Source organism: Microvirga sp. GN3 (assembly GCF_055792825.1).
In genome coordinates, this window is record NZ_JBVVAK010000008.1 from 73,674 (window position 1) to 99,998 (window position 26,325).

A 26,325-nucleotide genomic window follows, 5' to 3' on the forward strand; every position below is an offset into this window, starting at 1 on the left:
CTGTCTGGATCCTTTGTGGGTCCTGAGTTGTCCACAGCCCTTGGAATGCTTACATAGGCCCTATGCAGGATCTCTCTTCCGACCGCGACGCTCTCCAGGCGCTGCTCGACTTCCATGTCGAGGCGGGAGTCGATCTCGCGCTCGACGAGACTCCGCACAATCGCTTTGCCGAGCCGAAGGCCGAGCGCCCGCCTGCCAAGGCTGCGGCTCAGGCCTCACCCAAAGCTTCCCCCTCTGCTCCCCCTCCCCGCGCCCTGCCGAAAGCGGCGGCGAGCGCGCCGGAAGAAGTGGCGAGCATGGCTCGCGAGCAGGCGCGCCATGTCCAGTCGCTGGAAGAGCTCGAGGCTATTCTCGCGGGCTTCGACGGCTGCGCCCTGAAGTTCTCGGCCAAGAACCTCGCCTTCGCGGACGGCAATCCGGAAGGCCGTGTCATGCTGGTGGGTGAAGCCCCCGGCGCGGACGAGGACCGGATCGGGAAGCCCTTCATGGGCCGCTCCGGCCAATTGCTCGACCGCATGCTCGCGACCATCGGGCTCGACCGCACTCAGGTCTACGTCGCCAACATCGTACCCTGGCGCCCGCCGGGCAACCGCACGCCGACCCCGCAGGAGGTGGCGATCTGCAAGCCGTTCATCGCCCGGCAGATCGAGCTGGCGAGCCCGGAATTCGTGCTCTGCCTCGGCGGTCCTGCCGCCCAAAATCTTTTGGGTATCAAGGATGGCATTCTCCGCACCCGCGGCCGCTGGTATAGTTACAAGACGGAGGATGGACGCGAGATCAGGGCCCTGCCGACCCTTCACCCGGCCTATCTCCTGCGCCAGCCCCTGCAGAAGCGGCTCGGCTGGCGGGACTTCCAGGCTCTGAGGCGCGCGCTCGACGGCAGGGAGTAAGGCTCTCGTCCGAGCCAGTTTCGGAACCGGTTCATATGCTTAAGCCTTAAGCCCCTGCGGAGCTTTATACCGCGGCTGGAAGGTGGATCATGCGCTGGGAAGACTTTCGAACCTCGTCGAATGTGGAAGATCGTCGTGGCATGGGTCTGCCCGGTGGCGCGGGCGGGCTCGGCATCGGAACGATCGTGATCCTGGGCCTTATCGGATGGGCGCTCGGCATCGACCCGCGCATCCTCATCGGCGGCGCCGAGATGATGAGCGGTGGCTCCGGCTATCAGCAGCAACAGCAGGGCCGCCAGGGCACGCCGCAGGACGAGATGGGCCGCTTCGCCTCGGCCGTTCTCGGCAACACGGAGGACGTATGGAACACAGTCCTACAGCAGCAGGTCAATATCAAATACGATCCGCCGAAGCTTGTGCTGTTCTCAGACGCCACCCGCTCTGCCTGCGGTGGCGCGCAATCGGCCATGGGTCCGTTCTACTGCCCGCTCGACCAGACCGTTTACATCGACCTCTCCTTCTTCGAGGAGATGCAACGCCGCTTCCGCGCCGGCGGCGACTTCGCCTATGCCTATGTGCTCGCGCACGAGGTCGGTCACCACGTGGAGAACGAGCTTGGCATCCTGCCGCGCGTGCAGGAGCGTCAGCGTCAGGTCGGGCAGGCGGAAGGCAACCAGCTCTCCGTGCGCGTCGAGCTGATGGCGGATTGCCTCGCCGGCGTCTGGGCGCACCATTCCAATCAGCGCTGGCAATCGCTCGAACCGGGCGACATCGAGGAGGCGATCCGCGCAGCAGAAGCCATCGGCGATGACCGGCTGCAGCGTCAAAGCCAAGGCCGCGTGGTGCCCGACAGCTTCACCCACGGCTCCTCCGAGCAGCGCATGCGCTGGCTCACGACAGGTCTGAAGACAGGGCAGATCCAGGCCTGCGATACGTTCAGGGCGAGCAGGCTTTAAGAAAAGGCTGAGCGTCATCCCGGACGCCAGAGGCGATCCGGGATCTTCGCTGCGCTTCGTCCGGGGATGGCATTTGTGGAAGCCTGAGCGTCTCTGCGCTAGAACGATGCCGATCACACGAGAGCTTTCCATGCCCGGCATCGACGAATCCCTCCCCTTCATCTCCCTCGGCATCGCGGTGCTGACGATCTCCGACACGCGCTCGCTGGAGGATGACACATCGGGCGCGACCCTGGCCGAGCGGCTCACCAAGGCAGGCCACCGGCTCGCCGGCAGGGCCATCGTGCCGGATGACGTGGAAGCGATTCGCGACAGGATACAGGCCTGGATCGCCGATCCCACCGTCGACGTGATCATCACCACCGGCGGCACGGGCTTCACCGGTCGCGATGTGACGCCCGAGGCCATCGAGCCTCTGTTCGACAAGCGGATGGAGGGCTTTTCCGCCGTCTTCCACCGCATCTCGTACGACAAGGTCGGCACCTCGACGATCCAGTCGCGGGCAACTGCAGGTGTCGCCGGCACGACCTTCATCTTCGTGCTGCCGGGCTCACCCGGCGCCTGCAAGGATGGTTGGGACGGCATTCTCATCCATCAGCTCGATTACCGGCACCGGCCGTGCAATTTCGTCGAGATCATGCCGAGGCTCGACGAGCACCTGAAGCGCGGAAAGCTGAAGAGCTGATTCGACTCAGCCGAATACCGGATCGCGCTCGATGGTGGCGGAAAGCCGTACGGGCATGCGGGCCCTGATCTCGTTCATCAGTACGCGGCGATGGACCAGATCGCCTCCCCGCACCGATGTGCGGGCGAACAGGTTGACCAGAGCATTGATGACACCCGCCCGCCGACGCCGCATCCGCGCCAGCCCCTGCTCGGGCTTGGAGAGCGCCACGAACCGGTCGAGCACCCGGATCCAGCCCTCCTGCGGGATGTCGCCATCGTCAAGGCACAACAGCCAGTCGCGCCGTGCAGCATTGGCTCCTTCGATCCATGAGCCGGGCTTCGCGATGACCAAAGTTGCGCCGGCGGCATCCGCCACTTTCGCCAGGGTTTCATCCTGCTTGTCCGTCAGGATGACAGCATCGCCGATCAGCCCGGCGGCGACAGCCGGAACAAGGGCGCTCAAGGTGGCAGCCAGGGCCTCGGGCCCATGCGTGACGTGAACAAGAACCGTAATCATGTGAACACTATAGCCCCTCGGCGCCATGTCGTCGCTAGGACATCCTTGCCGATGATCTCTTGATTTTGTTCCCTGTTTGTTCTTAAGCTTGGAGCCTTAACCGACAGATTCGCTTGAGGCCGCCATGAGTGTTCGCGCTAAAGATCCTGCCCGCGATCCCTTCCTTACCCGGCCTGTAAAGCGCACGCCTCTGGAGGCGGCGGAGGCAGCGCGGCGGCGCATGGACGATCCGGCCTATCGCGTCGAGGTGGACCGTCGGCGCGGCCGGGGTGCTTCCGCGAACCCGTCCGGGCGCTACGAGCCGGCGCAGCGCGAAAGCTTCGACGACGGCTGGGACATCGAGGAGGAGCTTCCCACCCTGCCGACCGAAGTGATCATCGAAAAGCCGCGCACGATCATCACCAAGAACGATTCGCCGGACATTCTCTTCGACAAATCGATCAATCCCTATCGCGGCTGCGAGCATGGCTGCTCCTATTGCTTCGCGAGGCCCACCCACGCCTATCAAGGCCTCTCCTCGGGGCTCGATTTCGAGACCAAGATCTTTGCCAAGCCCAATGCAGCGGAGCTTCTGGAAAAGGAGCTGCGGGCTGCGAACTATCAGCCGACGACGATCGCGCTCGGCTCCAACACCGACCCGTATCAGCCGGTCGAGCGGCGCTTCCGCATCACGCGATCCATCCTCGAAGTGCTGAACCGGATGAATCATCCCGTCGGCATCGTGACGAAATCGGCCCTCGTCACCCGCGACATCGACATCCTGAGCCAGATGGCTGCGAGGCAGCTCGCCAAGGTCGCTATTTCGGTGACGACGCTCGACCCGAAGCTCGCCCGCAGGATGGAGCCCCGCGCCGCCACGCCAGCGAAACGCCTTGAGACGATCAGGAGGCTGACGGAGGCCGGGATTCCTGTCTCGGTCCTGGTCGCGCCCATCATCCCGGCAATCAACGACCACGAGATCGAGGCGATCCTGAAGGCCTGCGCTGCCGCAGGCGCTGAGGAAGCGGGCTACGTGCTCCTGCGCCTACCCCACGATCTCAAGGATCTGATGCGCGACTGGCTGGCCGAGCATTACCCGGACAAGCTCAAGCACGTCTTCACGCTGCTGCAGGAGGCGCGCGGCGGCAAGGATTACGATGCCGAGTGGAGCACCCGCCAATCCGGCATCGGCCCTTATGCCTGGATGCTCGGCCGGAGATTCGAAACCGCCGCCGAGCGTCTCGGCCTGAACAAGCGCAACCTGCGCCTGCGCAAGGACCTGTTCAAGGTGCCGCCGAAGGAGGCAGGGCAGTTGAGTCTTTTCTAGCTTGCCGCCTTGTTACAAACCTACTCCAGCGTCATGGCCGTCCCCGGACTTGATCCGGGGATCAGTCCCGGCCATCCACGTCTTAAGAACCTCAGCACAGCAAAGACGTGGATCCCCGGAACAAGTCCGGGGATGATGTTGAGGCTGCGACTCTCATGTCCGCTCATTGGGGATGACACCGCTCCGCGTTCCCGCTTTCATCCCGCGCATGACAGAAGCGATTCGCCTGAAGCGGAAATCCGGCCTCGGCCTCGACAGCGAGCTTTCCGCCCGTAAGCAGGGCTATACCTGCATCGCCGGGCTCGACGAGGTCGGGCGTGGGCCGCTGGCGGGGCCGGTGGTGTCGGCGGCCGTCGTGCTCGATCTCGACAACGTGCCTCAGGGCTTGGCCGATTCGAAGGCGCTGACGGCCGCCAGGCGCGAGGCGCTGTTTGCGGAAATCCTCGCGACCTCTCATGTCGGCATCGCCTCGGTGTCGCATCAGGAGATCGACACCATCAACATCCGGCAGGCCTCGCTGCTCGCCATGTGCCGGGCGCTTGCCGCCCTTCCCTGCAAGCCGGATATGGCCTTTGTCGATGGCAACGATCCGCCCGCCCTGCCCTGCGCGACGGAAGCGGTCATCAAGGGTGATTCGCACATTGCTTCGATCGCTGCCGCATCCATCGTGGCGAAGGTGGTCCGCGACCGCATGATGACGCGGCTTGGGAACGCTTATCCCGCTTACGGTTTTGCCAGCAACGCAGGTTACAGCACGAAGGCACATCTCACGGTGATCGCGAGCGAGGGTCCCTGCCCGTTCCATCGCTTGAGTTTTTCACCCTTACGCCAAGGGTTACTGGACCTGTAACCTCCCTTAACGCTAATTAACGAAAAAACTCAATCTTTTCAATGCGTAGGCAAGATTTGCCGATCCAAAATATTTGGAATTTTGCGCGTTTGGAAACCTCCTCTTTACCCTATCCCATCATGATCCGGAGTGTCAGTTGCGTAACCGGTGATCACCCATGGGTACCTTGCGTACCGGGGCTGCCGGCGCCGCCTCCCGGATCCATGTCTCGCGTACCGGGCGGTCTGCGCCGGCTCCTCGGACGGGGCGTAAACCGCCCCTCTCCGTCCTGCCGTCGTCTCTTCCTCTCAATGAGATTCTTCTCGGCGACTGCATCGCCAATCTCGAGAAGCTTCCGCCCGAGAGCGTGGACGTGGTCTTCGCGGATCCGCCTTACAATCTCCAGCTCGAACAGGCGCTGACGCGTCCGGACCAGAGCCTCGTCGATGCGGTCGATGACGACTGGGACAAGTTCGCGAGCTTTGCCGATTACGACGCGTTCACCCGCGCCTGGCTCCTGGCCGTGCGCCGCGTGATGAAGAAGAACGCGACGCTCTGGGTCATCGGCTCCTACCACAACATCTTCCGCGTCGGCTCAGCCCTGCAGGATCTCAATTTCTGGATCCTGAACGACATCGTGTGGCGCAAGGCCAACCCGATGCCGAACTTCAAGGGCCGCCGCTTCACCAATGCGCACGAGACCATGATCTGGGCTTCGAAAGGCGCGGATTCGAAGGGCTACACCTTCCACTACGATGCGCTCAAAGCCGGCAATGAAGACGTGCAGATGCGCTCGGATTGGTTCATCCCCATCTGCACCGGTGACGAACGCTTGAAGGACGCCGAAGGCCGCAAGGTGCACCCGACGCAGAAGCCGGAGGCTCTGCTCGCACGCATCCTGCTCTCCTCATCCAATCCCGGCGACGTGGTGCTCGACCCCTTCTTCGGCTCCGGCACGACGGGTGCGGTGGCGAAGATGCTCGGGCGCAACTTCATCGGCCTTGAGCGCGACTCGACCTATGCCAAGGCGGCGCGCAAGCGCATCGATGCGGTCGAGCCGCTCTCGGACGTGTCGATCGCCGCAGCACCCGAGAAGCGCACGGAAGTGCGCGTGCCCTTCCTGTCGCTCATCGAGAGCGGCCATGTGAAGGCCGGCGAGGTTCTGGTGGATGAGCGCCGACGCCACAAGGCGGTGGTGCGTGCCGACGGCACGCTCGCGCTCGGCGCCATCGTCGGCTCGATCCACAAGATCGGCGCCCTCACGCAAGGATTTCCGTCCTGCAACGGCTGGACCTTCTGGAACGTGGAGCGGCAGGGCAAGCTCGTCTCCATCGATGAGTTCCGTGCGAAGGTGCGGGCCGAGCTGGCGGCCTGAGACTTCACTGCGACATCGTAAATCTGCTAAAGGGCTGGCCGTGCGCTGGCCCTTTTCGTTTGCCGCACTAAGCTTTTCGTCACAGAGGCGTCATCCAACACCGCTAGCGCGGGGAAAGCCTTACCCAAAGAGAGGATTGTCCCGTGTCCTTCAAGCGCCTCCTGCCCTTGCTCGCCGTTCTCGTGCCCGCTTTCGCGCAAGCACAAGGGCTCTCCGGCAACCTCGTTCTCTATACGAGCCAACCCAATACCGACGCCCAGCAGACCATCGATGCCTTCAAAGCGAAGCATCCCGGCGTCAACGTCACCTTCGTCCGCGACGGCACCCCGAAGATCCTCGCCAAGCTGAGCGCTGAGTTCGAGGCCGGTCAACCCCAGGCCGACGTACTGCTGATCGCCGACAGCGTGACCATGGAGGGCCTGAAGAAGGAGGGCCGCCTGCTGGCGCACGGGACGGCCGACATCTCGGCTTATCCCGCAGGTATTCACGATGCCCAAAAATTCTGGTTCGCCACCAAGCTGATCACCACCGGCATCGCCTACAACACCAAGGCGTCGTTCAAGCCGACCTCCTGGCAGGATCTCACCAAGCCCGAGGTCAAGGGCCAGCTCGTCATGCCGAGCCCGCTCACCTCGGGCGCCGCCCTCATCCACGCCGCGACGCTGACCGGCACCATGGAAGGCGGCTGGGAATACTATGAGGCGCTCAAGGACAACGATGCCGTTGCCGGCGGCGGCAACGGCGACGTGCTCAAGCAGGTGGCCGGTGGCCAGAAGCTCTACGGCGTGATCGTCGACTACATGCCGATCCGCGAGAAGGCCAAGGGCGCGCCGGTGGAGTTCGTGTTCCCGAAGGAAGGCGTCTCGGCTGTATCCGAGCCCGTCGCCATTCTGAAAAGCACGAAGAACCCGGACGCAGCTCGCGCCTTCGTCGATTTCGTGCTCTCGAAGGACGGCCAGGAACTCGCGCTGAAGCAGGGCTACATCGCGGCTCATCCCGCTGTCGCGCTGCCGGCCGGCTATCCGGCGCGTGAGCAGATCAAGGTCATGAGTTTTAATGCGGCAAAAGCGCTTGCCGACGAGACCAAGAACAAGGCGGCCTTCGCCGACATTTTTGGACAGTGAGATATCGGACGCACGACAAGCCATTTCTGGAGCGGGGGGGTTTCGGCCTTCTCGCTCTTGTCGCTTTGATCGTCTTCGCCTTCGAGGTCCTGCCGGCTGCACGCTTGCTGCTGGCGGCGCTCTTTCTCGGTGGCGTTTTCAATCCAGATGCCATGTTCGCGGCGCTCACCAGCCGCTCGGCTCTGCGGGCGGCGCAGACGTCGCTGGAAACGGCCCTGTGGTCGACGCTTCTGGCATTGCCACTCGGCACCGCCATGGCGCTTGTTCTCGGCATCACGGATATCCGCGGACGCCGCATCGCGTCGTTTCTCTTCGTCCTGTCGGTGATGATATCGCCCCAGGTGATCGCGCTTGCTTTTCTCCATCTCGTCGGTCCGGCTTCGCCGATCTTGAACACGCTCGGTCTCGCGCCGGAAGCAGGCAGCGCCAATCCGATGCTCGGACGCGGCGGTATCATTCTGGTGCTCGGCCTGCATCATGCGCCACTCGTCTATGTGGTGATGAGCGCGGGCCTGAAGCGCATTCCGCTCGCCGTCACCGAGGCCGCGCGCATCGACGGCGCGCAACCCTGGCGGATTCTCACCGATCATCTTCTGCCGCTGCTGCGCCCGCATCTCGTCAGCGCGGCACTGCTCGCCTTCGTGGCCGGCATCGGCAATTTCGGTATTCCCGCGCTGCTCGGCGCGCCGGTGAATTATTTCACGCTTCCCGTTCTGATTTATCGGCGCCTGTCGAGTTTCGGCCCCGGCATGCTCGGCGATGTGTCGGCACTCGGCCTTCTCGTCGCGGCCATCGCGATTATCTGCGTTGCGGCAAGCCAGTTCTTGACGCGCAAGGATAGCGTGCATCTGGAAGATGACACGCCCGTGAAGCCATTCTGGCTTCTCGGCCACACACGCCTCGCCGTCGAGATCCTCGTCGGTCTCGTCCTGGCTGTGACCCTCGTCCTGCCGATCTTGTCGCTGCTGACCTCTGCCCTCGTTCCGTCCTACGGCATGACTCTCTCGCTTGCGACACTCACCCTCGACAACTTCGTCGAAGTGCTGGCGCGCCAGGATGTCACGATCCGCGCTTTCACGAACTCGCTGCTCTATGCCGGCGGCGCGGCGTTTCTGCTGGCGCTGATCGTCGTGCCCATTGCCTACGGATTGATCCGCTTGATGGGACGATGGAGAATTCTTGCGATATCTCTCCTCGAAATTTCTTACGTGTTGCCAGGCATCGTGCTCGCCATCGCTTGCATTCTCCTGTTCCTGAAGCCTTTGCCGCTCCTTGGCTTCTCACTCTATGCAACACCCTTGATCATCGTTTTCGCCTATCTCGCCCGTTTCCTCTCCGTAGCGCTGAAGCCTGTACTCGCAGGAATGGTGCAGATCGATGTCGCGCAGGAGGAAGCCGCTGCCATCGACGGTGCCCGCCTGACGCAACGCCTCTTCGGCATCGTGCTTCCCTCCCTGCTCCCCGCCGCCGTCGCGGGCGGCTTGATGGCCTTCCTGCTCGCCTTCAGCGAGCTCACCGTCTCGGCCCTGCTCTGGTCGACCGGAACAGAGACCATCGGCGTGGTGCTCTACAATCTCGAAGAGGCCGGACTCGCAAGCCAGGCCTCCGCCGTCGCCATCGTCATCATCGGCGTCGTGACCATCGCCATGCTCATCCTCGATGCCCTGGGCAGATACCTGCCGGCAGGTGCCCTGCCCTGGCAATGCGAGACGGACAATGAGCTGCGCATGAGCGCAAAGCCGTTTCATGCACCGGCTCGCGCTCGAACGATCAACCAGCTTGAGCCAAAGCCGGCGCTCGGCGCCTGAAGCCTCATCAAAACTGAACAGGTCTCCCATGCTCCTGGCGGGCTGCGGGCGAACGGCCTTTGCGCGATGGTCCGGTTGTCCCCAAGCCGGAACACCCCCTATGCCGAACCCGGTTCAACGCTTTAGCATCCTGTCATGGCTTCTTCGTCTCTCGATCCCTTCCGTCTCGCCTTCACCGAACCGTCCTGGGACGACCTGCGGATCTTTCTCGCCGTGGTGGCTCATGGATCGATGAACAGCGCCGCCAAGGCGCTGGGACAGAGCCAGCCGACCATCGCGCGGCGCATCAAGGTGCTGGAGGAGACGCTCGGGCTTTCGCTGTTTCAGCGCGGACCCAACAACCTTGAGCTGACGGAAGCAGGCCAGGCCATCCTCGAAGCAGCAAGTCCCATGGGCGAAGCGGCCGGAATCGTGTCGCGAACAGCGGCAGCCTATCGGCCCGATCCCGACGCACCCGTGCGGGTCACAGCGACAGCTTCGGTGACACTCTTCCTGTCTCTCTACGCGGCGGAATTGCACGAAGCTGCTGCGCCCGTGGAGATCGCCTATATCCCCACCCGCCGCAGGCTCGATCTCGCCTCCGGCGAGGCCGATATCGGCCTGCGGATGCGCAACCTGCCGGAGGGCACGGACGATCTCGTGGCGCGCAAGATCGGGCAGATCGCCTTTGCCATCTATGCCCGCACGGAAAACCCCACAGCCGTCATCGCACCGCCGGAGGATCCGACCCTCTCCCGTCAGGCGGCCTATGTGGCCGAGTTCGCGCAAGGCCGCACCATCGCCGCCCGCATCGGTGACATGCCGATCCGCTACCAGGCAGCCAAAGCAGGCTTAGGGGCCGCCTTCCTCCCCTGCTGGCTCGGCGATTCGGACCCGGATCTCGTCCAGGTGACGAAGCCGGAGGGCGATCTGATCGAGGACGTCTTCCTCGTCATGCACCGGCGCAGCCGAAGCCGCCCCAACGTGACGAGGGTGGCGAATGCGCTCGCGGCTTTGTTCAAGAAGAACCAGAAGGCACTGGTGGGCGCCTGATCAGGCTTTCGCGGAGGCCTTGGCCTTCCCACTCGGAATCTCTCCCAGCGCATGCACCAGCACCTTCTTCATGGCGCCGGGCAGCGCCTCCTCGTGCAGGGCTAGCCGCGGCGTCCAGCGCATCTCATCGGGCGCGGGCGTACCTTTCGCGACCTTGGCGAACAGCACCGTTAGCTCCAGCGGAAAATGGGTGAAGACGTGTTTCACCGTGCCGGGAAGCCGCTGCCAGCGGGCCTCGATGGGGGCATCGAGCACGGCGCGGGAAGGCTCGTAATCGGGCACCCATTCGCTCGTTGGTGGCTCGGCCATGCCGCCGAGAAGTCCCTGCGGCGGACGGGTGCGGAGCAGGATCGTGTCATCGGCGCGCAAGACTACAAAGGCTGCGCCTTTCCTTAATTGCCCGCTCTCCTTCCTCTGCTTTTTCGGAAAGGTCTCCTGCAGTCCTTCGGCCCGAGCCTTGCAGGGCACCATCCAGGGGCAGAGCGCGCAGGCCGGCCGCTTGGGCGTGCAGATGGTGGCGCCGAGATCCATCACCGCTTGCGCGAAGTCGCCGGGCCGGTCGTCGGGCACCAGTTCCTCAGTCAAGGCGCGGATCAGGGACTTGGCCTTCGGCAGCGGCTCCTCGACCATGAAGAGGCGGGACATGACCCGCTCGACATTGCCGTCGACCGCCGCCGCCTTCTCGTTGAAGGCGATGGCCGCCACCGCCGCCGCCGTATAGGCACCGATGCCGGGAAGCTTCAGGAGCTCCGCCTCCGTCCCCGGAAAGCTGCCTCCATGCTTGTCCACAACCGCCTTGGCACAGGCATGGAGGTTGCGCGCGCGGGAATAATAGCCGAGACCGGCCCAGGCCTGCATGACCGACTCCGAGGGCGCTTCGGCAAGCGCCTCGACGGTCGGAAAGCGATCCAGAAAATTCAGATAATAGGGTTTGACCGCCGCCACCGTCGTCTGCTGCAGCATGATCTCGGACAGCCAGACGCGGTAAGGGTCCGCGGTCACGCCCGGCAGGGCGCGCCACGGCAATTCGCGCCGGTGACGATCGTACCAGGCGAGAAGGTCTTGAGGATCGGGCTTGGTCGCGCTCGGGGCGGGCGTTAACATGGGATTCGGAATAGCGTTCTACACCGCATATTCCAACGCGGCTTTTGGACATTCAACATGAGACGACCGAGGCGACATTGAGACGCCCAAGGCCTCTGGCCCGCCCCCTTGCCGAGTTTCTCGACGTCTGCCTGTCTCCCAGCCTGGCGGCGCAAGGCTTTGCGACCTCTGACATCATCATGACCTGGCCCGATATCGTCGGCGAGCGGCTTGCCGCCTTCACCCAGCCGCTCAAGATCGAGTGGAAGCGCAAGAGCCCTCATGCCGATCCGGAGGCGCGTCCAGACCCCGCAACGCTCGTGATCCGGGTCGAGAGCGCCTTCGCCCTCGAACTCCAACACCTCGCCCCCAATGTCATCGACCGGGTGAACACCTATTACGGCTGGCGCTGCATCGGGAAGCTCGTTTTGAAACAAGGACCGGTGCGGCGGGTTGAGAAGAAGCGCCCGGCTCCCCGCCCCCTCACCCCAGTGGAGAGAGAAAAGGTGGACAGGGCCGTTGAGCCCATCGAGGAGGAATCCTTGAAAGCCGCGCTCGACCGGCTGGGACAGGCGATTGTCAGCTCCGGTTCACGCACGAAAGCGTGAGATAGCTGGCGCTTGCCAGGAAAGCCCAGGCATTCTACCGCAGGACGAAATCGCTTCAGGAGCCTCCCTAAAATGATCACCCGGCGTCAGACGCTTCAGCTTCTCGGGACCGCAGCCGCGACGGCCTATCTCGCCACGAGCCTGCCGGCCTTCGCCCAGAACGTGGCCGTATCGGACCTCGCGGTCCAGGGCCCCCTCGGCGACGTGGCCCTCGGCCCGGAAAACGCCAAGGTGACGATCATCGAGTACGCCTCGCTGACCTGCTCGCACTGCGCCAATTTCCACAAGACAACCTGGCCGGAACTGAAGAAGCGCTACATCGACACGGGCAAAGTGCGCTTCGTCCTGCGCGAATTCCCCCTCGACCCGCTCGCCACCGCCGGCTTCATGCTCGCCCGCTGCGACGGCAACGACAAGTATTACCCGATCACGGACCTTCTCTTCGAGCAGCAGCGGAACTGGGCTTTCACCGACAAGCCGCTGGACGCGCTGCGCGGGCTGATGCGTCAGGCAGGTTTTTCACAGGAAAAATTTGACGCTTGCCTCAAGGACCAGAAACTATATGACGCAGTCAACGCGGTGAAGAACCGGGGTATGGAGCAGTTCCGTGTGGACTCCACGCCGACTTTCTTCATCAATGGTCAGCGTCATCCTGGAAGCCTGTCGATCGATGAGATTGAAAAGGTCATCAAGCCTCTCCTGGGCGAATAAGCCCCTTCACCCCGTCCTCACCGGGCGGATCGGGAAGGCGCGTCCATGAAGCTGACGCGCCTTCGCATTGCAGGCTTCAAGACCTTCGTCGAGCCGACCGACTTCCTGATCGAGCCGGGTCTGACCGGCGTCGTCGGGCCGAACGGCTGCGGCAAGTCCAACCTCGTCGAGGCTCTGCGCTGGGTCATGGGAGAGAACTCCCACAAGAACATGCGCGCCACGGGGATGGACGACGTCATCTTCTCCGGCTCGTCCGGCTCAGGAGGCCGCCCGGCCCGCAACTGGGCCGAGGTGATGCTCACCATCGACAATGCCGAGCGCACGGCGCCTGCCGCCTTCAACGACAGCGATCTCCTGGAAATCTCGCGCAAGATCGAGCGCGAGGAAGGCTCGACCTACCGGGTCAACGGCAAGGAAGTCCGCGCCCGCGACGTGCAGATCCTGTTCGCGGATGCGGCCACCGGCGCCCGCTCGCCTGCCCTCGTCCGCCAGGGCCAGATCAGCGAGATCATCTCCGCCAAGCCCCAGGCCCGCCGCCGCATCCTCGAAGATGCCGCCGGCATCGCGGGCCTCCATGCCCGCCGGCACGAGGCGGAGCTGCGCCTCAAGGCCGCCGAGGACAACCTCGTTCGCGTTGAGGACGTAATCCGCGAACTGGAAAGCCAGATCGAGAGCCTGAAGCGCCAGGGCCGCCAGGCCTCCCGCTACAAGAACCTTTCGGCCGAAATCCGCCGGCTCGAAGCCCTGATGTACGCCATCAGCTTCTCGGAGGCGCGGGAACAGGCCGCCACCGCCGAGCGTCAGGTCGCCGAAGACCTCAAGGCGGTCGCCGACGCCACTGAGGAACAGACCCGGGCCGCCACGGCTCAGGCCGTCTCCGCCCATGGCATCCCGGCCCTGCGGCAGGCCGAGGCCGCCGCCGCCGCTGCCCTGCAGCGCCTGACCCATGCCCGCAACGAGCTCGAATCGGAAGAGCGCCGCTCCAAGGAGCGCGTGGTCGAACTGGAGCGCCATATCGGCGATCTCAACCGTGACATCGCCCGCGAGGCGGCGCAGCGCGCGGATGCCGAGGCCACCATCGAGCGCCTCCAGTCCGAAGCCGCCGAGATCTCGCTCACCACCGACGGGGCGGACGACGTTCGCGCCGAGGCCGAGGAGCGCCTGCAGAATGCCGAGGTCGAGTTGGCCGAGGCCGAAGCGGCCCTGAGCGCCCTTCAGGCCCAAACCTCCGACCTCAATGCCCGCCGCGCCGCCCTGGAGCGCGCCGTGCGCGAGGAGATGGAGCGCGCCTCCCGTTTCCGATCCGAGAAGGAGCGGCTCGAGCGCGAGATCTCGGCGCTCTCCGCTTCGCCCGAGGACGGCCCCTCCCTCGACGACTTGCGCGAGGAAGCGGCGATTGCTGAGGAAACGGCTCAGAGCGCTGAAGAGGCGGTGATCGAGGCGCGCGAGACCCTGTCCGCCGCCCGCGAGGCCGAGAACCGCCTGCGCCAGCCCCTCAACGAGGCCGAGCGCAAGGCGCAGCGCCTTGAAACCGAGGCGTTAACGCTCGCGAAGCTCGTGACCTCCGCCATCGGCGACCTCTGGCCTCCGGCCCTCGACCAGATCACGGTCGACAAGGGTTACGAGACGGCGCTGGGCGCCGCTCTCGGCGACGATCTCGAAGCCTCGACCAATCCGTCAGCTCCTCACCATTGGGAAATGACCGGAATCGGCGAGAACGATCCATCCCTGCCGGATGGCGTCCGCTCATTGGCCGAGCTGGCCCGCGCCCCGGCAGAGCTGCAGCGTCGCCTGCGCCAGATCGGCGTGGTGAGCAAGGCCGACGGGCTTCGTCTGCGCGGCCTCCTGAAACCCGGCCAGCGGCTTGTCTCGCAGGAAGGCGATTTGTGGCGCTGGGACGGCTTCACCACCGCCGCCGAGGCGCCCTCCCCGGCCGCGCGCCGTCTGGCGGAAAAGAATCGCCTCGGCGACCTGGAACGCGAGGCCGCTGAAGCCCGCGAGCAGGCCGAGCACCTGCGCCACGAGGCCGAAGGGGCGCTCGAAGCCGTCCGCAAGGCTGCCTCTCACGAAATGCAGGCCATCGAGGCCGCCCGCCAGACCCGGCAGGCGCTTGATGCCTCCCGCACCCGCTTGGCGGCCGCCGAGCGCAAGGAGGCCGAGCTCGGCCAGCGCCGCTCGGCCCTGCAGGAAGGCCTTGCCCGCCTCTCCGAGAGCGAGGCAGAAGCACTGGAACGCGTGCAGGATGCCGAGAGCAACTTGCAGGATCTCGCCCCGGCACCCGATCTCGAAAGCCGCCTGCTCGAAGAGCGTACTCGCGTAGCCGAGCGTCGGGCCGCCGCCTCCGAGGCCCGCGCCGCCCTGCAATCCCTCATGCACGAGGCGGAACTGCGCCGCCGCCGGCAGGATTCGATTGCCGCCGATATCCGCCTCTGGACCGAGCGCACTGCCCGCGCTGCCAAGGCCTTCGAGGATCTGGGCGAGCGCCTGGAGCGCGCGCAGGACGAGCACCAGCGGCTGCTGGAAGCGCCCGACACTTATCTGCAGCGCCGCCGCGCCCTCATCAGTGAAGTCGAAGAGGCCGAAGCGAAGCGCAAGGATGCCGCCGATCACCTCGCCGATGCCGAGACAGGCCTCGCCGAGACGGACCGCGCCGCCCGCGCCGCCCTGGAGGCGCTCTCCGCCGCCCGCGAATCCCGCGCCGGCTCCCAAGCCCGCCACGAAGCGGCCATCGCGCGCCTCGCCGAAATCACCCGCAACATCGCGGAAAACCTTGAGACCACTCCGGCCGGCCTCATCGAGCTTGCAGGCCTGAAAGAGGGCGTCGAGCTGCCCTCACACGGGGAGATCGAATCCAAGCTTCATTCACTGAAGTCCGACCGGGAGCGCCTCGGCGCCGTCAACCTGCGTGCCGACGAGGAGCTGACCGAACTCGAGACCAAGTACAACGGCATCACCGGCGAGCGGGACGACCTCGTCGAGGCCATCAAGCGTCTGCGCCAGGCCATCGGCAGCCTCAACCGCGAGGGCCGCGAGCGGCTGCTTGCTGCCTTCGATGTGGTGAATGCCCACTTCCAGCGTCTTTTCACCACCCTCTTCGGCGGCGGCACGGCCGAGCTGACCCTGGTCGATTCGGACGATCCGCTGGAGGCCGGCCTCGAGATCCTCGCCCGCCCGCCTGGCAAGAAGCCCCAGAGCATGACCCTGCTCTCCGGCGGCGAGCAGGCCCTAACGGCCACTGCGCTGATCTTCGCGGTCTTCCTCACGAATCCCTCGCCTATCTGCGTGCTCGACGAGGTGGACGCGCCGCTCGACGACGCCAACGTGGAGCGCTACTGCGCCCTTCTGGAAGACATGGCCCGCCAGACCGACACCCGGTTCGTGGTCATCACCCACAACCCGATCACCATGGCGCGGATGGACCGCCTCTTCGGCGTCACCATGGCCGAAAGGGGTGTCTCGCAGCTCGTCTCAGTCGACCTGCAGAGCGCCGAGCGCATTCTCGAGGTAGCCTAAGGCTTTCAGGCCCGCCTTGCTTCGGCCTCAAAAACATGTGCGCTTTGAGCCCCGGGCCACTCGAAAACGCTCTTATTTGAAACATTTCAAAGACTTAGATCTTTACAGACGGTCCTTGACAGGGGGGACCCCCGCTCATATGGTGCGCCCGGCTTTCGGGGCTGGGCTTCCAAGCATTTTCCCGCAACGCTTCAAAGGAGATCGCAATGGCGGGCCCTCAAGAGCGGAACGGTGAAAGTGAGCGGAAACCGGGCAGCGCCGACGATGCCGACCTGTCAGCGAGACTGAAATCTCTCGACGAACGGATCTCCCAAGCATCCGCACATCGAGCCGAGTCAGAGCCTCGCGCCCGCCCGACGTCAGATTCCAACGCCATCGGCCAAGCCTTCAGGCTCTCGGCCGAATTCGTTGCAGGAGTTGCGGCCGGTGGAATTCTGGGTTGGCTTGTCGATCGCCTGTTCGGGACTTCCCCTTGGGGTCTGATCGTTTGTCTGATACTCGGCTTCTGCGCCGGGATGCTCAACTTGATGCGAGCAGCTGGGATGGTGAAACCCGCCCGGTATCACGATAAGCGGTGACGGACTTAGGCTTTCGAACGCCGAACGGCATTTGATAACATCGAACTTTGAGAGCGGATCATGGCGAGCCCGATCGAACAATTCCAGATCAAGCCCATCATTCCGGTCATCAATTTCACCAATTCGTCCCTGTTCATGGTCGGCGCCGCCGCCGTGATCGTGGGCGGCCTGCTGTATGCCACGCGTAAGCGCGCCGTGGTCCCGGGCCGTGCCCAGTCGGTGGCCGAGGTCCTGCACGATTTCGTCGCGAACACGCTGGTCGATGCGACAGGCAAGGAGGGGATGAAGTTCTTCCCTCTCGTCTTCTCCCTCTTCATGTTCGTGCTGACGGCAAACCTGCTCGGCATGATCCCGGGCTTCTTCACCGTCACCAGCCACGTCATCGTCACCTTTGCCCTCGCCATGCTCGTCATCGGCACGGTGGTGGTCTACGGCTTCATGAAGCACGGTACCCACTTCCTCGGCCTCTTCGTGCCGTCGGGCGTGCCGGCATGGCTTTTGCCCTTCATCGTGGTGATTGAACTCGTCTCGTTCCTCTCCCGCCCGATTTCGCTCAGCCTGCGTCTTTTCGCGAACATGCTCGCGGGACACATCGCGTTGAAAGTTTTCGCTGGCTTCGTCGTGGCGCTGCTGGGCGCCGGCGGAGCGCTGACGATCCTCGCTCCGCTGCCGCTTCTCATGGCGGTTGCTCTCATGGCGCTCGAGTTCCTCGTCGCCGCTTTGCAGGCCTACGTCTTCACGGTGTTGACCTGCATCTACCTCAACGACGCGTTGCACCCGGGCCACTAGGTCTGCGCCGAGTTACTTCCCTCCCTCCCGATCACAGTATTCCCAAGGAGATCACAATGGATCCGATTGCTTTCAAGTACCTCGGCGCGGGCCTCGCCTGCATTGGCATGGGTCTCGCCGCTATGGGCGTCGGCAACATCTTCGGTAACTTCCTCTCCGGCGCTCTGCGCAATCCGTCGGCTGCCGACGGCCAGTTCGCCCGCGCCTTCATCGGTGCGGCGCTCGCAGAAGGTCTCGGCATCTTCTGTCTCGTCGTCGCTCTCGTTCTGCTCTTCACCTAATCTCAAGACGGTGATCGGGAGGCTGAGGCGCGCTAAGGCGCTTCGCCTCAACAGGGGTGACGGCGGATTGAACCGCCGTCATTCATGTTTCAGGCGTATCGTGCGGAAAAGTGGGAACCGGTTTTCCGTACTGAACGATACGCCAGTTTAGGGATTGAGCATCGGATCAATCCCAAAAGTGGAAGCCACTTTTGGGTCCGATGCTAGGATTACTCGTCCTTTATAGGATCTGCTCCATGGCTCAGGCTCAGACGACCCATGCCACAACAGAGGCCCCTGGCGGCGCTCATGCGGATGTCGGCTTTCCGCCCTTCGAGACGGAAACCTATGCCGGTCAGCTCCTCTGGCTGGCGATCACCTTCGTGGTGCTCTACACCCTGCTCTCTCGGCTGGTCCTTCCCCGTCTGGGCGGAATCATCGAGAACCGCCGCGCGATGATCGCCAACGATCTCGACGACGCGGCTGCCATGAAATTCCGCGCGGAAGAAGCCGGCGCCGCCTACGAGAAGGCTCTCGCTGAGGCCAAGGGCCGTGCACAGGCTCTCGCGCAAGAAACCCGCGCCAAGCTCGCGGCTGAGAGCGACGCGAAGCGCAAGGCGCTCGAGGCCGACCTGAACCAGCGCCTCGCCGATGCGGAAGCGACGATCACATCCAAGAAGGCGGAGGCCATGAGCCACGTGGATGCCATCGCCCGCGACACGGCTTCCGCCATCATCGAGCGCCTGACCGGCAAGGCTCCGGCCGCGCAGAAGGTCGAAGCCGCTCTCAACCAGATCAAGGCCTGATCGGGAGGTCCGCATGTTTGCTAGCGCTGAATTCTGGGTTGCGGTCGCCTTCGTCATCTTCTGGGGCATCCTGTTCTATTACGGCGTTCCCGGGAAGGTGCTGGGTCAGCTCGACTCCCGCGGCAAGCGCATTGCCGGTGAACTGGCCGAGGCCAAGCGCCTGCGCCAGGACGCCGAGCGGCTCTTGAAGGAATACGAGGCCAAGCGCACGGCCGCCGAGCAGGAGGCCGCCGACATCGTCTCCAACGCCCGCACCGAGGCCGAGCGCCTTGCCGCCGAGGCGCAGGAGAAGATCACCGATTTCGTGAAGCGCCGTACGGCCACTGCCGAGGCGAAGATCGCCCAGGCCGAGGCCCAGGCTTCCGCCGAGGTCCGCGCCGCTGCCGTCGACGCCGCCATCAAGGCTTCCGAACGCGTCCTGCGCGACGAGATCACCGGCGCCACCGCCGCCTCGTTCGTGACGCAGAGCCTCAACGACGTGCGCACGAAGCTGCAGTAAAGGCTTCGTTCCGGATAAATGATTTCAAAGGCCGCCCTTGAGGCGGCCTTTTTGCTTGGAGATCGGACCCAAAAGTGGAATGCACTTTTGGGATTCATCCGATACTCCACTCTTTGAAGAGCGCATCGTTCTGCGCGACCCTCTGGGTCCGCACGATGCGCTAGTGAGGACATGATGCTGCTGATCTTCGATTGCGACGGCGTGCTGGTCGATTCGGAAGTGTTGAGCTGCCGGATCGACGCGGAGTTTCTCACGCAGATCGGCATCCCCTACACGGCAGAGGAGATTGCGCGGCAATTTCTCGGGGTGAGCCTGAAAACCATGATTTCGCGAATCGAGACCGAGCGGAACTGCAAGCTCCCTGGCGATTTCAGCGAGAGCCTCAACCGCACCCTGTTTGCGCGCTTCGAAGCGGATCTGAAACCGATCGAGGGGGTGCGGGACGCCATCTTATCCCTCCCCTTCCCCCGCTGCGTCGCCTCATCCTCCATACCGGAGCGAATCGCTTTGTCCCTGCGGGTCACGGGTCTGGCAGACCTGTTCGACAACATCTTCAGTTCGACCCAGGTCGCGCGCGGCAAACCGGCCCCCGACCTTTTTCTTCACGCCGCCGCCCAGATGAAGGCGCGCCCAACGGGATGTATCGTCATCGAGGATTCCAGCGCAGGCGTCCAGGCAGCCCGTGCGGCAGACATGCACGTCATCGGCTTCACCGGCGGCAGTCATTGCGGGCCGGAGCATCATGAAAAGCTGCGGCAGGCAGGGGCACTGCGCATCATCGAGCGGATGACTGAACTTTCGGAGGCAATTCGAGCAATTGCATAGTCGATCAATGGGGAACGGCGCCTGAGCTCGTCGCTCTCTCCTGAGGACCTATTTGCAGCTACTGACCTGCGCTCGGATCTTTCTGCTGACCTGAACTCGGTTGCGCTTTCGTGGGAAACAGGTCCGGGCGAACCTGCTTCATCCGTTCTCCTAAGGGCATTGCAAGCGTACGGGAATACTCGATCGTGATATGATGGGTATCTCGGAACACCAGCACATTGCCGCCTACGGGCAGGCAGAGTTTCTCGTCACAAAACCTGTCGGTGAGATCGATGAAATTCACATTCGCAGGCTTCGGGCTGAGCATGGAGGTCGGGTCGACCTCGTCGAATAGCTCACTCCGGGGAACCGCGCATTTCGAAATATCGCGTAGATTGGCCTCTATGCAATCCGGAGCATCGGGCCTCGTGCGTGCACTGTCCCGCACCGCAATCACAGAAATGTTGTCGCCTTCCAAACGCTTCCAATGCGCGAGGTATCCGTTCGGAATGTACTCGATCAAGCCTCCGACGCGCGATCGACGTCGGGTTGACGTCGTGAACACCACATCAGGATTAATCCTCCGCACCACGTCGTGAACGTCCCGGTTCCATTGAGTACAGGATGGAACGCTTTCGACCTCGGTGCTGTATTGGCAGGCGCTCTTGGTGACGGCGACAATCTTCCACTTGTACTCGTGAGCGAGCCGTTCCAGCGCCGGCAACCAGTGCTCGGCATGAGAACCACCCACAAGCGCGATCGTCTTGAAGGGATTCTTCACCTCTCCATATACGCAGGTGAGAACCTCCGCCTCTGTCTCATTCTGCTGACAGAAGTTGGGATGCTTGTACTTGACGGCCGCAGCTCTCGGATAGACCGGAACGTTCGGTTTCACAGCGCGCTCAACGGCCATAGGCATGGAGCCACCAGGATAATCGCTTCCCAGCTCCTCCAACGCATTCGACAGGAACAAATCTGGACGAACCTTCTGCATCCGCTGTCCGAGACGGCGAGCGAGAGTGCGGGCATATTCGGGGGTCATGTGACGGGCGTCGCGATACACCAGCACATTGCCCCCCACGGGCAGACAAAGCTGTTCGTCACAGAACCTGTCGGTGAGGTCGATAAATCTGACGTTCCTCGGCTTCGGGCTGAGCTTGGATACTGGATCGATCTCGTCGAACAGTTGCCAGCGAGGAATGGCGCATTTCGCAATATCGTGCAGATTGCCTTCTACACAGTCGAGAACATCTTCTCCCATGCTGGGAGTATGACGCAGAGCTATCGCGGTGATGCTGTTATCAGCCAACTTCTTCCATTGCGTGAGATAGCTCCCTGGAATGGCTTCCCTCGCCTCACTCTGCTGCATCCTCTGAGAGGTCGCTACCGTGAACACGACGTCCGGATGAAGCTTCAGCACGGCGTCATGCATCGCCTCGCTCCATACATCACAGGACGAGCAATCACTTTCGGCAAGCACGACGATTTTCCACTTTTGAGCGGATGCAAGCGCTTCCAGAGCAGGCAACCACTGTTCGACCTGGGAGCCGCCGACAAGCGCAATCGTCTTCTGATAACCTTCAGTCACACCATGAATACAAGTAACGATTCCCTGTTCCCCCTTTTCCTGCGAGCAGAAGTCGGCGGGAGCGTTTCTTGCTTCAGAGACCGTTGGGTGAAGGGGAACACCAGGCTTGATCGCTTTCGCCAGCGAGATCGGCTGGCTACCTCCGGGATATCTCCTCATCATCTGCTCTAGCGCAGCACTCTGCCGACGCTCTTGTACATCGTTCCACTTGTACCACACCGCGGATGCGCCAACGATTGGCAGGGCCAGTCCCACGGCCATGGCATGAACATGCCATGAGTTGCTTCTGCCGATAGACGATTGCTGAACAGGTTGTTCGAACCAGCGGTGCGTTGCATAAGCTCCGCATAGGGCAATCGCGATCACGGAGAGCCCGGCCACGAGGCCCAATTGTGTCTGCCCACCAACGATCAGGAAGAATACCAGAACCGGCCAGTGCCAGAGGTAGAAGGAGAATGAGATCTCTCCCAAAGCCACGAGCGGCTTCGAGGCAAGAAGACGATCTGCTCCGAAGCCAACATCGCCGCCACCGGAGAGAATGATCAGCACAGCGCCGAGCGTCGGCCACAACGCGACATAGCCGGGGTAGTGCGCAGAGGCAGGCACAAGAAAGCCGCAACTCACCACCATGGCCAAGCCAACCCACCCGGCAACCAAGCGCAGAGCCGCTGGGAGATTCAGGTAAGGAAGTGCAATTGCCAGCACTCCCCCGAAGGCAAACTCCCATACCCGAGCGAGGGGACTGAAGTAGGATGGCGAGGGATTGAGATTGGTCTGGATGATGGAATAGCCCAAGGAAGCAATGAGCAGCGCGGCCAAGCCGAGGATGTAACCCGAGGTGAAAAAGCGAAATCTCTTTGCAACGAGGGCAATCCCGAGCAGCAGAAATGGCCAGACAGCATAGAACTGAACCTGCACCGACAAGGCCCAGAATTGTTGGACAGGGCTTGGAGCCTCATCGCGGGCGAGATAGTCGACCGAGCTCATCATGAGCTTGATGTTCTCGAGATGAACGGCGCTGTAGATGACCTCGGACAAAAATCCCTGCTGACGAGACTGCGGCATCCACAACAGAGCCGCAACCAGCGTCAGCGCAAGAATGACATAGGCCATCGGAGTGATACGCTTGGCGATCCGCCCCCAGAAGGCAATGACATTGATTGTCTGTGTCCGCTTGATCTCCCGGTAAAGCGAACCCGTGATGAGAAAGCCCGAGATGACGAAGAAGACATCGACGCCTCCAGAAACACGTCCACCCCAGATGTGGAAGGCGGCGACGAGCAGGGCACCGATCGTTCGAATTCCCTGGATTTCGGGACGATAGTTGGAAGAAGCCTTCTTGGAATCCGTCATCGCGTCTGTCTGCATCAGTCACGATGTCGGGGCGCGGCGTGCCTCACGAATTCAGGCGCTCAACTGAGAAACCCCGCCCGCAGAGTATTGACTACGGTGAGAACCCCTGCCGCATACGTCTCCCTGGAATCGTGCACATTGCCGTTACGTTACAACACGCATAGACCAGACAGGGCGATTTGCCTCCTCTCCGAACATGTAGGGTTCGAACCTGATTGCTCGGGTCGAGAAGCTTGGCGGTTCGCAAATGAAAATGCCGCCCAAACGGGCGGCATTCTCTTGATCGGTATGGAAGGCAGGATTTATTCCGCCGCTTCCGCCATGGGTGCCGGTGGCGTCCACTTGAGGACCGGATTGCGGGCAGCGCGGGTCTCGTCCAGGCGGCGGCGCGGGGCGTGGTAGGGCGCGCCGGTGAAGCGGTCCGTATCACCCTTCTTCGCTGCCATGGCGAGGTCGCGCAGGGTTGCGATGAAGAGGTCGAGGGAGGACTTCGATTCGGATTCCGTCGGCTCGATCAGCATCGCGCCATGCACCACCAGCGGGAAGTACATGGTCATCGGGTGATAGCCCTCATCGATCATGGCCTTGGCCACGTCGAGCGTGGTCACGCCCGTGTCCTTCAGCCACGCATCGTCGAACAGCACCTCGTGCATGCACGGCTTGTTGCCGAAGGGCAGCGAGAGGAGATCCGACAGGCCCGCGCGGATGTAGTTGGCGTTGAGCACAGCATCTTCCGAGGCCTGCTTCATCCCGTCCGCGCCATGCGAGAGCATGTAGGACAGAGCGCGCACATACATGCCCATCTGTCCGTGGAAGGCGGTCATGCGGCCGAAAGGCTTTTCAGCCGCATCCGATTCCTGCTCCACCAGCTCGAAGCCCTCCTTGCCGGCCCGCACGAACGGCACCGGCGCGAAGGGCGCGAGGCGCGCGGAGAGCACCACCGGGCCGGAGCCCGGGCCGCCGCCGCCATGCGGCGTCGAGAAGGTCTTGTGCAGATTGATGTGCATGGCATCGACGCCGAGATCGCCGGGCTTGGCCTTGCCGACGATGGCGTTGAAGTTCGCGCCGTCGCAGTAGAAATAGGCGCCCGCATCGTGGATCGCCTTCGCGATCTCCGCGACCTGCGGCTCGAAGAGGCCGCAGGTGTTGGGATTCGTGAGCATGATCGCCGCCACATCGGGGCCGAGCAGCTTCTTCACGTCCTCCACATGCACGAAGCCGTCCTCACGCGCCGGCACGGGCTTCACGACGAAGCCGATGAGAGCGGCGGTAGCCGGGTTCGTGCCGTGCGCCGAATCAGGCACGAGCACCACGTTGCGGGTCTTGCCCTCGCCCTTCGCCTCGATGGCGGCCTTGATCGCCATCATGCCGCAGAGCTCGCCATGAGCGCCGGCCTTCGGCGAGAGCGCGACGGCGGTCATGTTGGTGAGCGTGATCAGATAGCGCCCGAGCTCGTTCATCAGCTCCAGCGCGCCCTGCACGGTCGAGACCGGCTGCAGCGGATGCACGTCGGCGAAGCCCGGCAGACGGGCCATGCGCTCGTTCAGGCGCGCATTGTGCTTCATGGTGCAGGAGCCGAGCGGGAAGAGGCCCGTATCGATGCCGTAATTCTGCTGGCTGAGGCGCACGTAATGGCGCATGGTTTCGGGCTCGGAGAGGCCTGGCAGACCGATGGGCTCCTTGCGCTCCAAACCGCCGAGGCGCGGCTGGAAATTCTCCGGCTCGTCGAAATCGACGCCGGTCGTGTCATAGCGGCCGATCTCGAAGAGCAGCGGCTCGATCTGCGCCAGCGCCTTGTTGCCGGTGAAAGTCGGATGCGTTGTGGTGCCGGCTTCGCCGGCGGAAGAGGGGCGTCCCTGGCGGTTCAACATCACAGAACCTCCTTCAAGGCGGCAACAAAGGCCGCGCGATCATCATCGGTATTCACTTCGGTCGAAGCGACGAGCAACAGGTTGTCGAGGCCCGCTTTCGGCAGGAGGCGCGACACGGGCACGCCCGCGAGCACGCCCTTCTCGGCGAGACGTTCGACGACGTCTGCCGCAGGCTTCGCCAGCTTCACGGTGAACTCGTTGAAGAACGTCTTGTTGAGCACATCGACGCCCTTCACGGCGCTAAGCTGATCCGCCAGCTTCACCGCATTGGCATGATTGATACGGGCGAGGCGTGAGAGTCCCTTCTCGCCGAGCAGCGTCATGTGGATGGTGAAGGCCAGAGAGCAGAGGCCCGAATTGGTGCAGATATTCGAGGTCGCCTTGTCGCGGCGGATATGCTGCTCGCGGGTCGAAAGCGTCAGCACGAAGCCGCGGTTGCCGTCCGCATCCACAGTCTCGCCGCAGAGGCGGCCCGGCATCTGGCGGATATATTTCGACTGGGTGGCGAAGAGGCCGACATAGGGGCCGCCGAAGTTCAGCGCATTGCCGATCGACTGCCCCTCACCCACCACGATGTCAGCGCCCTGGCTTCCGGGCGACTTCAACAGGCCGAGCGACACCACTTCCGTGAACACGGCGATCAGCAACGCGCCATGCTGGTGCGCCTTGTCGGCGATAGGCTTCAGGTCACGCACATTGCCGAACACGTCCGGCGACTGCACGACGACGCACGATGTCGTATCGTCGATCTGCGAGAGGATGTCCTCGGTGCCGCTCACATCCGGCGCCATGATGACGGTTTCATCGCTCGCCATGTCGGAGAGCGTCTTCACCACATCGGTGTAATGCGGATGCAATCCGCCGGAGAGAACGGCCTTGCGGCGCTTGGTGACGCGATGCGCCATGAGCACTGCTTCGCCCGTGCCGGTGGAGCCGTCATACATGGAGGCATTCGCCACATCCATGCCGGTGAGCGCTGCAACCTGAGTCTGGAACTCGAAGAGATATTGCAGCGTGCCCTGCGCGATCTCCGGCTGATACGGCGTGTAGCTCGTCAGGAACTCCGAGCGCTGGATCAGATGATCGACGGTCGCCGGCACATGGTGCTTGTAGGCGCCGGCGCCGACGAAGAACGGCACGGAGGAAGCCGAGATATTCTTCGCGGACATGCGGGAGAGGATGCGCTCCACCTCCAGTTCGCCTTTGCGGCGCGGCAGATCCACCGGCTCTTTCAGAAGCAGGTTCGTCGGCACATCGTCAAAGAGTTCGTCGACATGTTTGACGCCGATCCGCGCGAGCATCTCGCCGCGGTCGGTATCGGACAAAGGCAAATAGCGCATCGGCAAAAAACCTTGGGTG

General features: G+C 63.3%; 22 protein-coding genes and 1 pseudogene. 18 read left to right on the plus strand and 5 right to left on the minus strand.

What is annotated here, in order from left to right:
- Positions 1-62 precede the first annotated feature (62 nt).
- From ACS5Q1_RS06415 to moaB, 3 genes are all read left to right on the plus strand, one after another.
- A complete protein-coding gene (locus ACS5Q1_RS06415) occupies positions 63-890 on the plus strand; it encodes a uracil-DNA glycosylase (protein WP_473097390.1) in 828 nt (275 codons plus the stop codon).
- Positions 891-979: 89 nt separating this feature from the next.
- Positions 980-1,846, plus strand: a complete 867-nt coding sequence (gene ypfJ / locus ACS5Q1_RS06420; protein WP_473097391.1) for a KPN_02809 family neutral zinc metallopeptidase — start codon at positions 980-982, stop codon at positions 1,844-1,846.
- Positions 1,847-1,976: 130 nt separating this feature from the next.
- The gene (gene moaB / locus ACS5Q1_RS06425; protein ID WP_473097392.1) at positions 1,977-2,531 is read left to right on the plus strand and encodes a molybdenum cofactor biosynthesis protein B; all 555 of its coding nucleotides are present in this window, start codon (positions 1,977-1,979) and stop codon (positions 2,529-2,531) included.
- Between the two features lie 6 nt (positions 2,532-2,537).
- Here moaB and ACS5Q1_RS06430 read toward each other — a convergent pair whose 3' ends face one another.
- Entirely contained in the window at positions 2,538-3,029 is a 492-nt protein-coding gene (locus ACS5Q1_RS06430) for a hypothetical protein (RefSeq protein ID WP_473097393.1), read from the minus strand.
- Positions 3,030-3,249: 220 nt separating this feature from the next.
- Between ACS5Q1_RS06430 and ACS5Q1_RS06435 the strand changes: the two genes are divergently transcribed.
- From ACS5Q1_RS06435 to ACS5Q1_RS06460, 6 genes are all read left to right on the plus strand, one after another.
- Complete coding sequence (locus ACS5Q1_RS06435; protein ID WP_473097437.1) at positions 3,250-4,335, plus strand: PA0069 family radical SAM protein; 1,086 nt, start codon at positions 3,250-3,252, stop codon at positions 4,333-4,335.
- 172 nt (positions 4,336-4,507) lie between these two features.
- Positions 4,508-5,185 (plus strand): ribonuclease HII, encoded by a 678-nt coding sequence (locus ACS5Q1_RS06440; protein WP_473097394.1) that lies wholly within the window; start codon positions 4,508-4,510, stop codon positions 5,183-5,185.
- A 157-nt stretch (positions 5,186-5,342) separates the two neighbouring features.
- Positions 5,343-6,539, plus strand: a complete 1,197-nt coding sequence (locus ACS5Q1_RS06445; protein ID WP_473097395.1) for a DNA methyltransferase — start codon at positions 5,343-5,345, stop codon at positions 6,537-6,539.
- A 143-nt stretch (positions 6,540-6,682) separates the two neighbouring features.
- Positions 6,683-7,663 (plus strand): ABC transporter substrate-binding protein, encoded by a 981-nt coding sequence (locus ACS5Q1_RS06450; protein ID WP_473097396.1) that lies wholly within the window; start codon positions 6,683-6,685, stop codon positions 7,661-7,663.
- Positions 7,660-9,471 carry an ABC transporter permease gene (locus ACS5Q1_RS06455; RefSeq protein WP_473097397.1) on the plus strand — a complete coding sequence of 604 codons (1,812 nt, stop codon included), beginning with the start codon at positions 7,660-7,662 and terminating at the stop codon, positions 9,469-9,471. Before ACS5Q1_RS06450 ends, ACS5Q1_RS06455 begins: the two co-directional genes overlap by 4 nt.
- A gap of 135 nt (positions 9,472-9,606) precedes the next feature.
- Complete coding sequence (locus ACS5Q1_RS06460; RefSeq protein WP_473097398.1) at positions 9,607-10,503, plus strand: LysR family transcriptional regulator; 897 nt, start codon at positions 9,607-9,609, stop codon at positions 10,501-10,503.
- A gap of 3 nt (positions 10,504-10,506) precedes the next feature.
- Here ACS5Q1_RS06460 and mutY read toward each other — a convergent pair.
- Positions 10,507-11,607 (minus strand): annotated as a pseudogene (gene mutY, locus ACS5Q1_RS06465) (A/G-specific adenine glycosylase); the annotation flags it as partial.
- Positions 11,608-11,684: 77 nt separating this feature from the next.
- Between mutY and ACS5Q1_RS06470 the strand changes: the two are divergent.
- From ACS5Q1_RS06470 to ACS5Q1_RS06510, 9 genes are all read left to right on the plus strand, one after another.
- Entirely contained in the window at positions 11,685-12,194 is a 510-nt protein-coding gene (locus ACS5Q1_RS06470) for a DUF721 domain-containing protein (RefSeq protein WP_473097399.1), read from the plus strand.
- A gap of 72 nt (positions 12,195-12,266) precedes the next feature.
- Positions 12,267-12,905, plus strand: a complete 639-nt coding sequence (locus tag ACS5Q1_RS06475; RefSeq protein ID WP_473097400.1) for a DsbA family protein — start codon at positions 12,267-12,269, stop codon at positions 12,903-12,905.
- Positions 12,906-12,950: 45 nt separating this feature from the next.
- Positions 12,951-16,418, plus strand: coding sequence for a chromosome segregation protein SMC (gene smc / locus ACS5Q1_RS06480; RefSeq protein WP_473097401.1), 3,468 nt, complete (start codon positions 12,951-12,953; stop codon positions 16,416-16,418).
- A 206-nt stretch (positions 16,419-16,624) separates the two neighbouring features.
- On the plus strand, positions 16,625-16,996 hold the full coding sequence (locus tag ACS5Q1_RS06485; RefSeq protein ID WP_473097402.1) for an AtpZ/AtpI family protein: 372 nt from the start codon (positions 16,625-16,627) through the stop codon (positions 16,994-16,996).
- A 60-nt stretch (positions 16,997-17,056) separates the two neighbouring features.
- On the plus strand, positions 17,057-17,785 hold the full coding sequence (locus ACS5Q1_RS06490; RefSeq protein WP_203440716.1) for a F0F1 ATP synthase subunit A: 729 nt from the start codon (positions 17,057-17,059) through the stop codon (positions 17,783-17,785).
- A gap of 56 nt (positions 17,786-17,841) precedes the next feature.
- On the plus strand, positions 17,842-18,066 hold the full coding sequence (locus ACS5Q1_RS06495) for a F0F1 ATP synthase subunit C (protein WP_099508815.1): 225 nt from the start codon (positions 17,842-17,844) through the stop codon (positions 18,064-18,066).
- 236 nt (positions 18,067-18,302) lie between these two features.
- Complete coding sequence (locus ACS5Q1_RS06500) at positions 18,303-18,851, plus strand: F0F1 ATP synthase subunit B family protein (protein ID WP_203440717.1); 549 nt, start codon at positions 18,303-18,305, stop codon at positions 18,849-18,851.
- A 13-nt stretch (positions 18,852-18,864) separates the two neighbouring features.
- Positions 18,865-19,350 (plus strand): F0F1 ATP synthase subunit B family protein, encoded by a 486-nt coding sequence (locus ACS5Q1_RS06505; protein WP_473097403.1) that lies wholly within the window; start codon positions 18,865-18,867, stop codon positions 19,348-19,350.
- A 171-nt stretch (positions 19,351-19,521) separates the two neighbouring features.
- Positions 19,522-20,175 carry an HAD family hydrolase gene (locus tag ACS5Q1_RS06510; protein ID WP_473097404.1) on the plus strand — a complete coding sequence of 218 codons (654 nt, stop codon included), beginning with the start codon at positions 19,522-19,524 and terminating at the stop codon, positions 20,173-20,175.
- A 58-nt stretch (positions 20,176-20,233) separates the two neighbouring features.
- Here ACS5Q1_RS06510 and ACS5Q1_RS06515 read toward each other — a convergent pair whose 3' ends face one another.
- The 3 genes from ACS5Q1_RS06515 to gcvPA form a co-directional block, all read right to left on the minus strand.
- Complete coding sequence (locus tag ACS5Q1_RS06515) at positions 20,234-23,095, minus strand: acyltransferase family protein (protein ID WP_473097405.1); 2,862 nt, start codon at positions 23,093-23,095, stop codon at positions 20,234-20,236.
- A gap of 302 nt (positions 23,096-23,397) precedes the next feature.
- A complete protein-coding gene (gene gcvPB, locus ACS5Q1_RS06520; RefSeq protein WP_473097406.1) occupies positions 23,398-24,966 on the minus strand; it encodes an aminomethyl-transferring glycine dehydrogenase subunit GcvPB in 1,569 nt (522 codons plus the stop codon).
- Positions 24,966-26,306 carry an aminomethyl-transferring glycine dehydrogenase subunit GcvPA gene (gene gcvPA / locus ACS5Q1_RS06525; RefSeq protein WP_473097407.1) on the minus strand — a complete coding sequence of 447 codons (1,341 nt, stop codon included), beginning with the start codon at positions 26,304-26,306 and terminating at the stop codon, positions 24,966-24,968. Before gcvPA ends, gcvPB begins: the two co-directional genes overlap by 1 nt.
- Positions 26,307-26,325 lie beyond the last annotated feature (19 nt).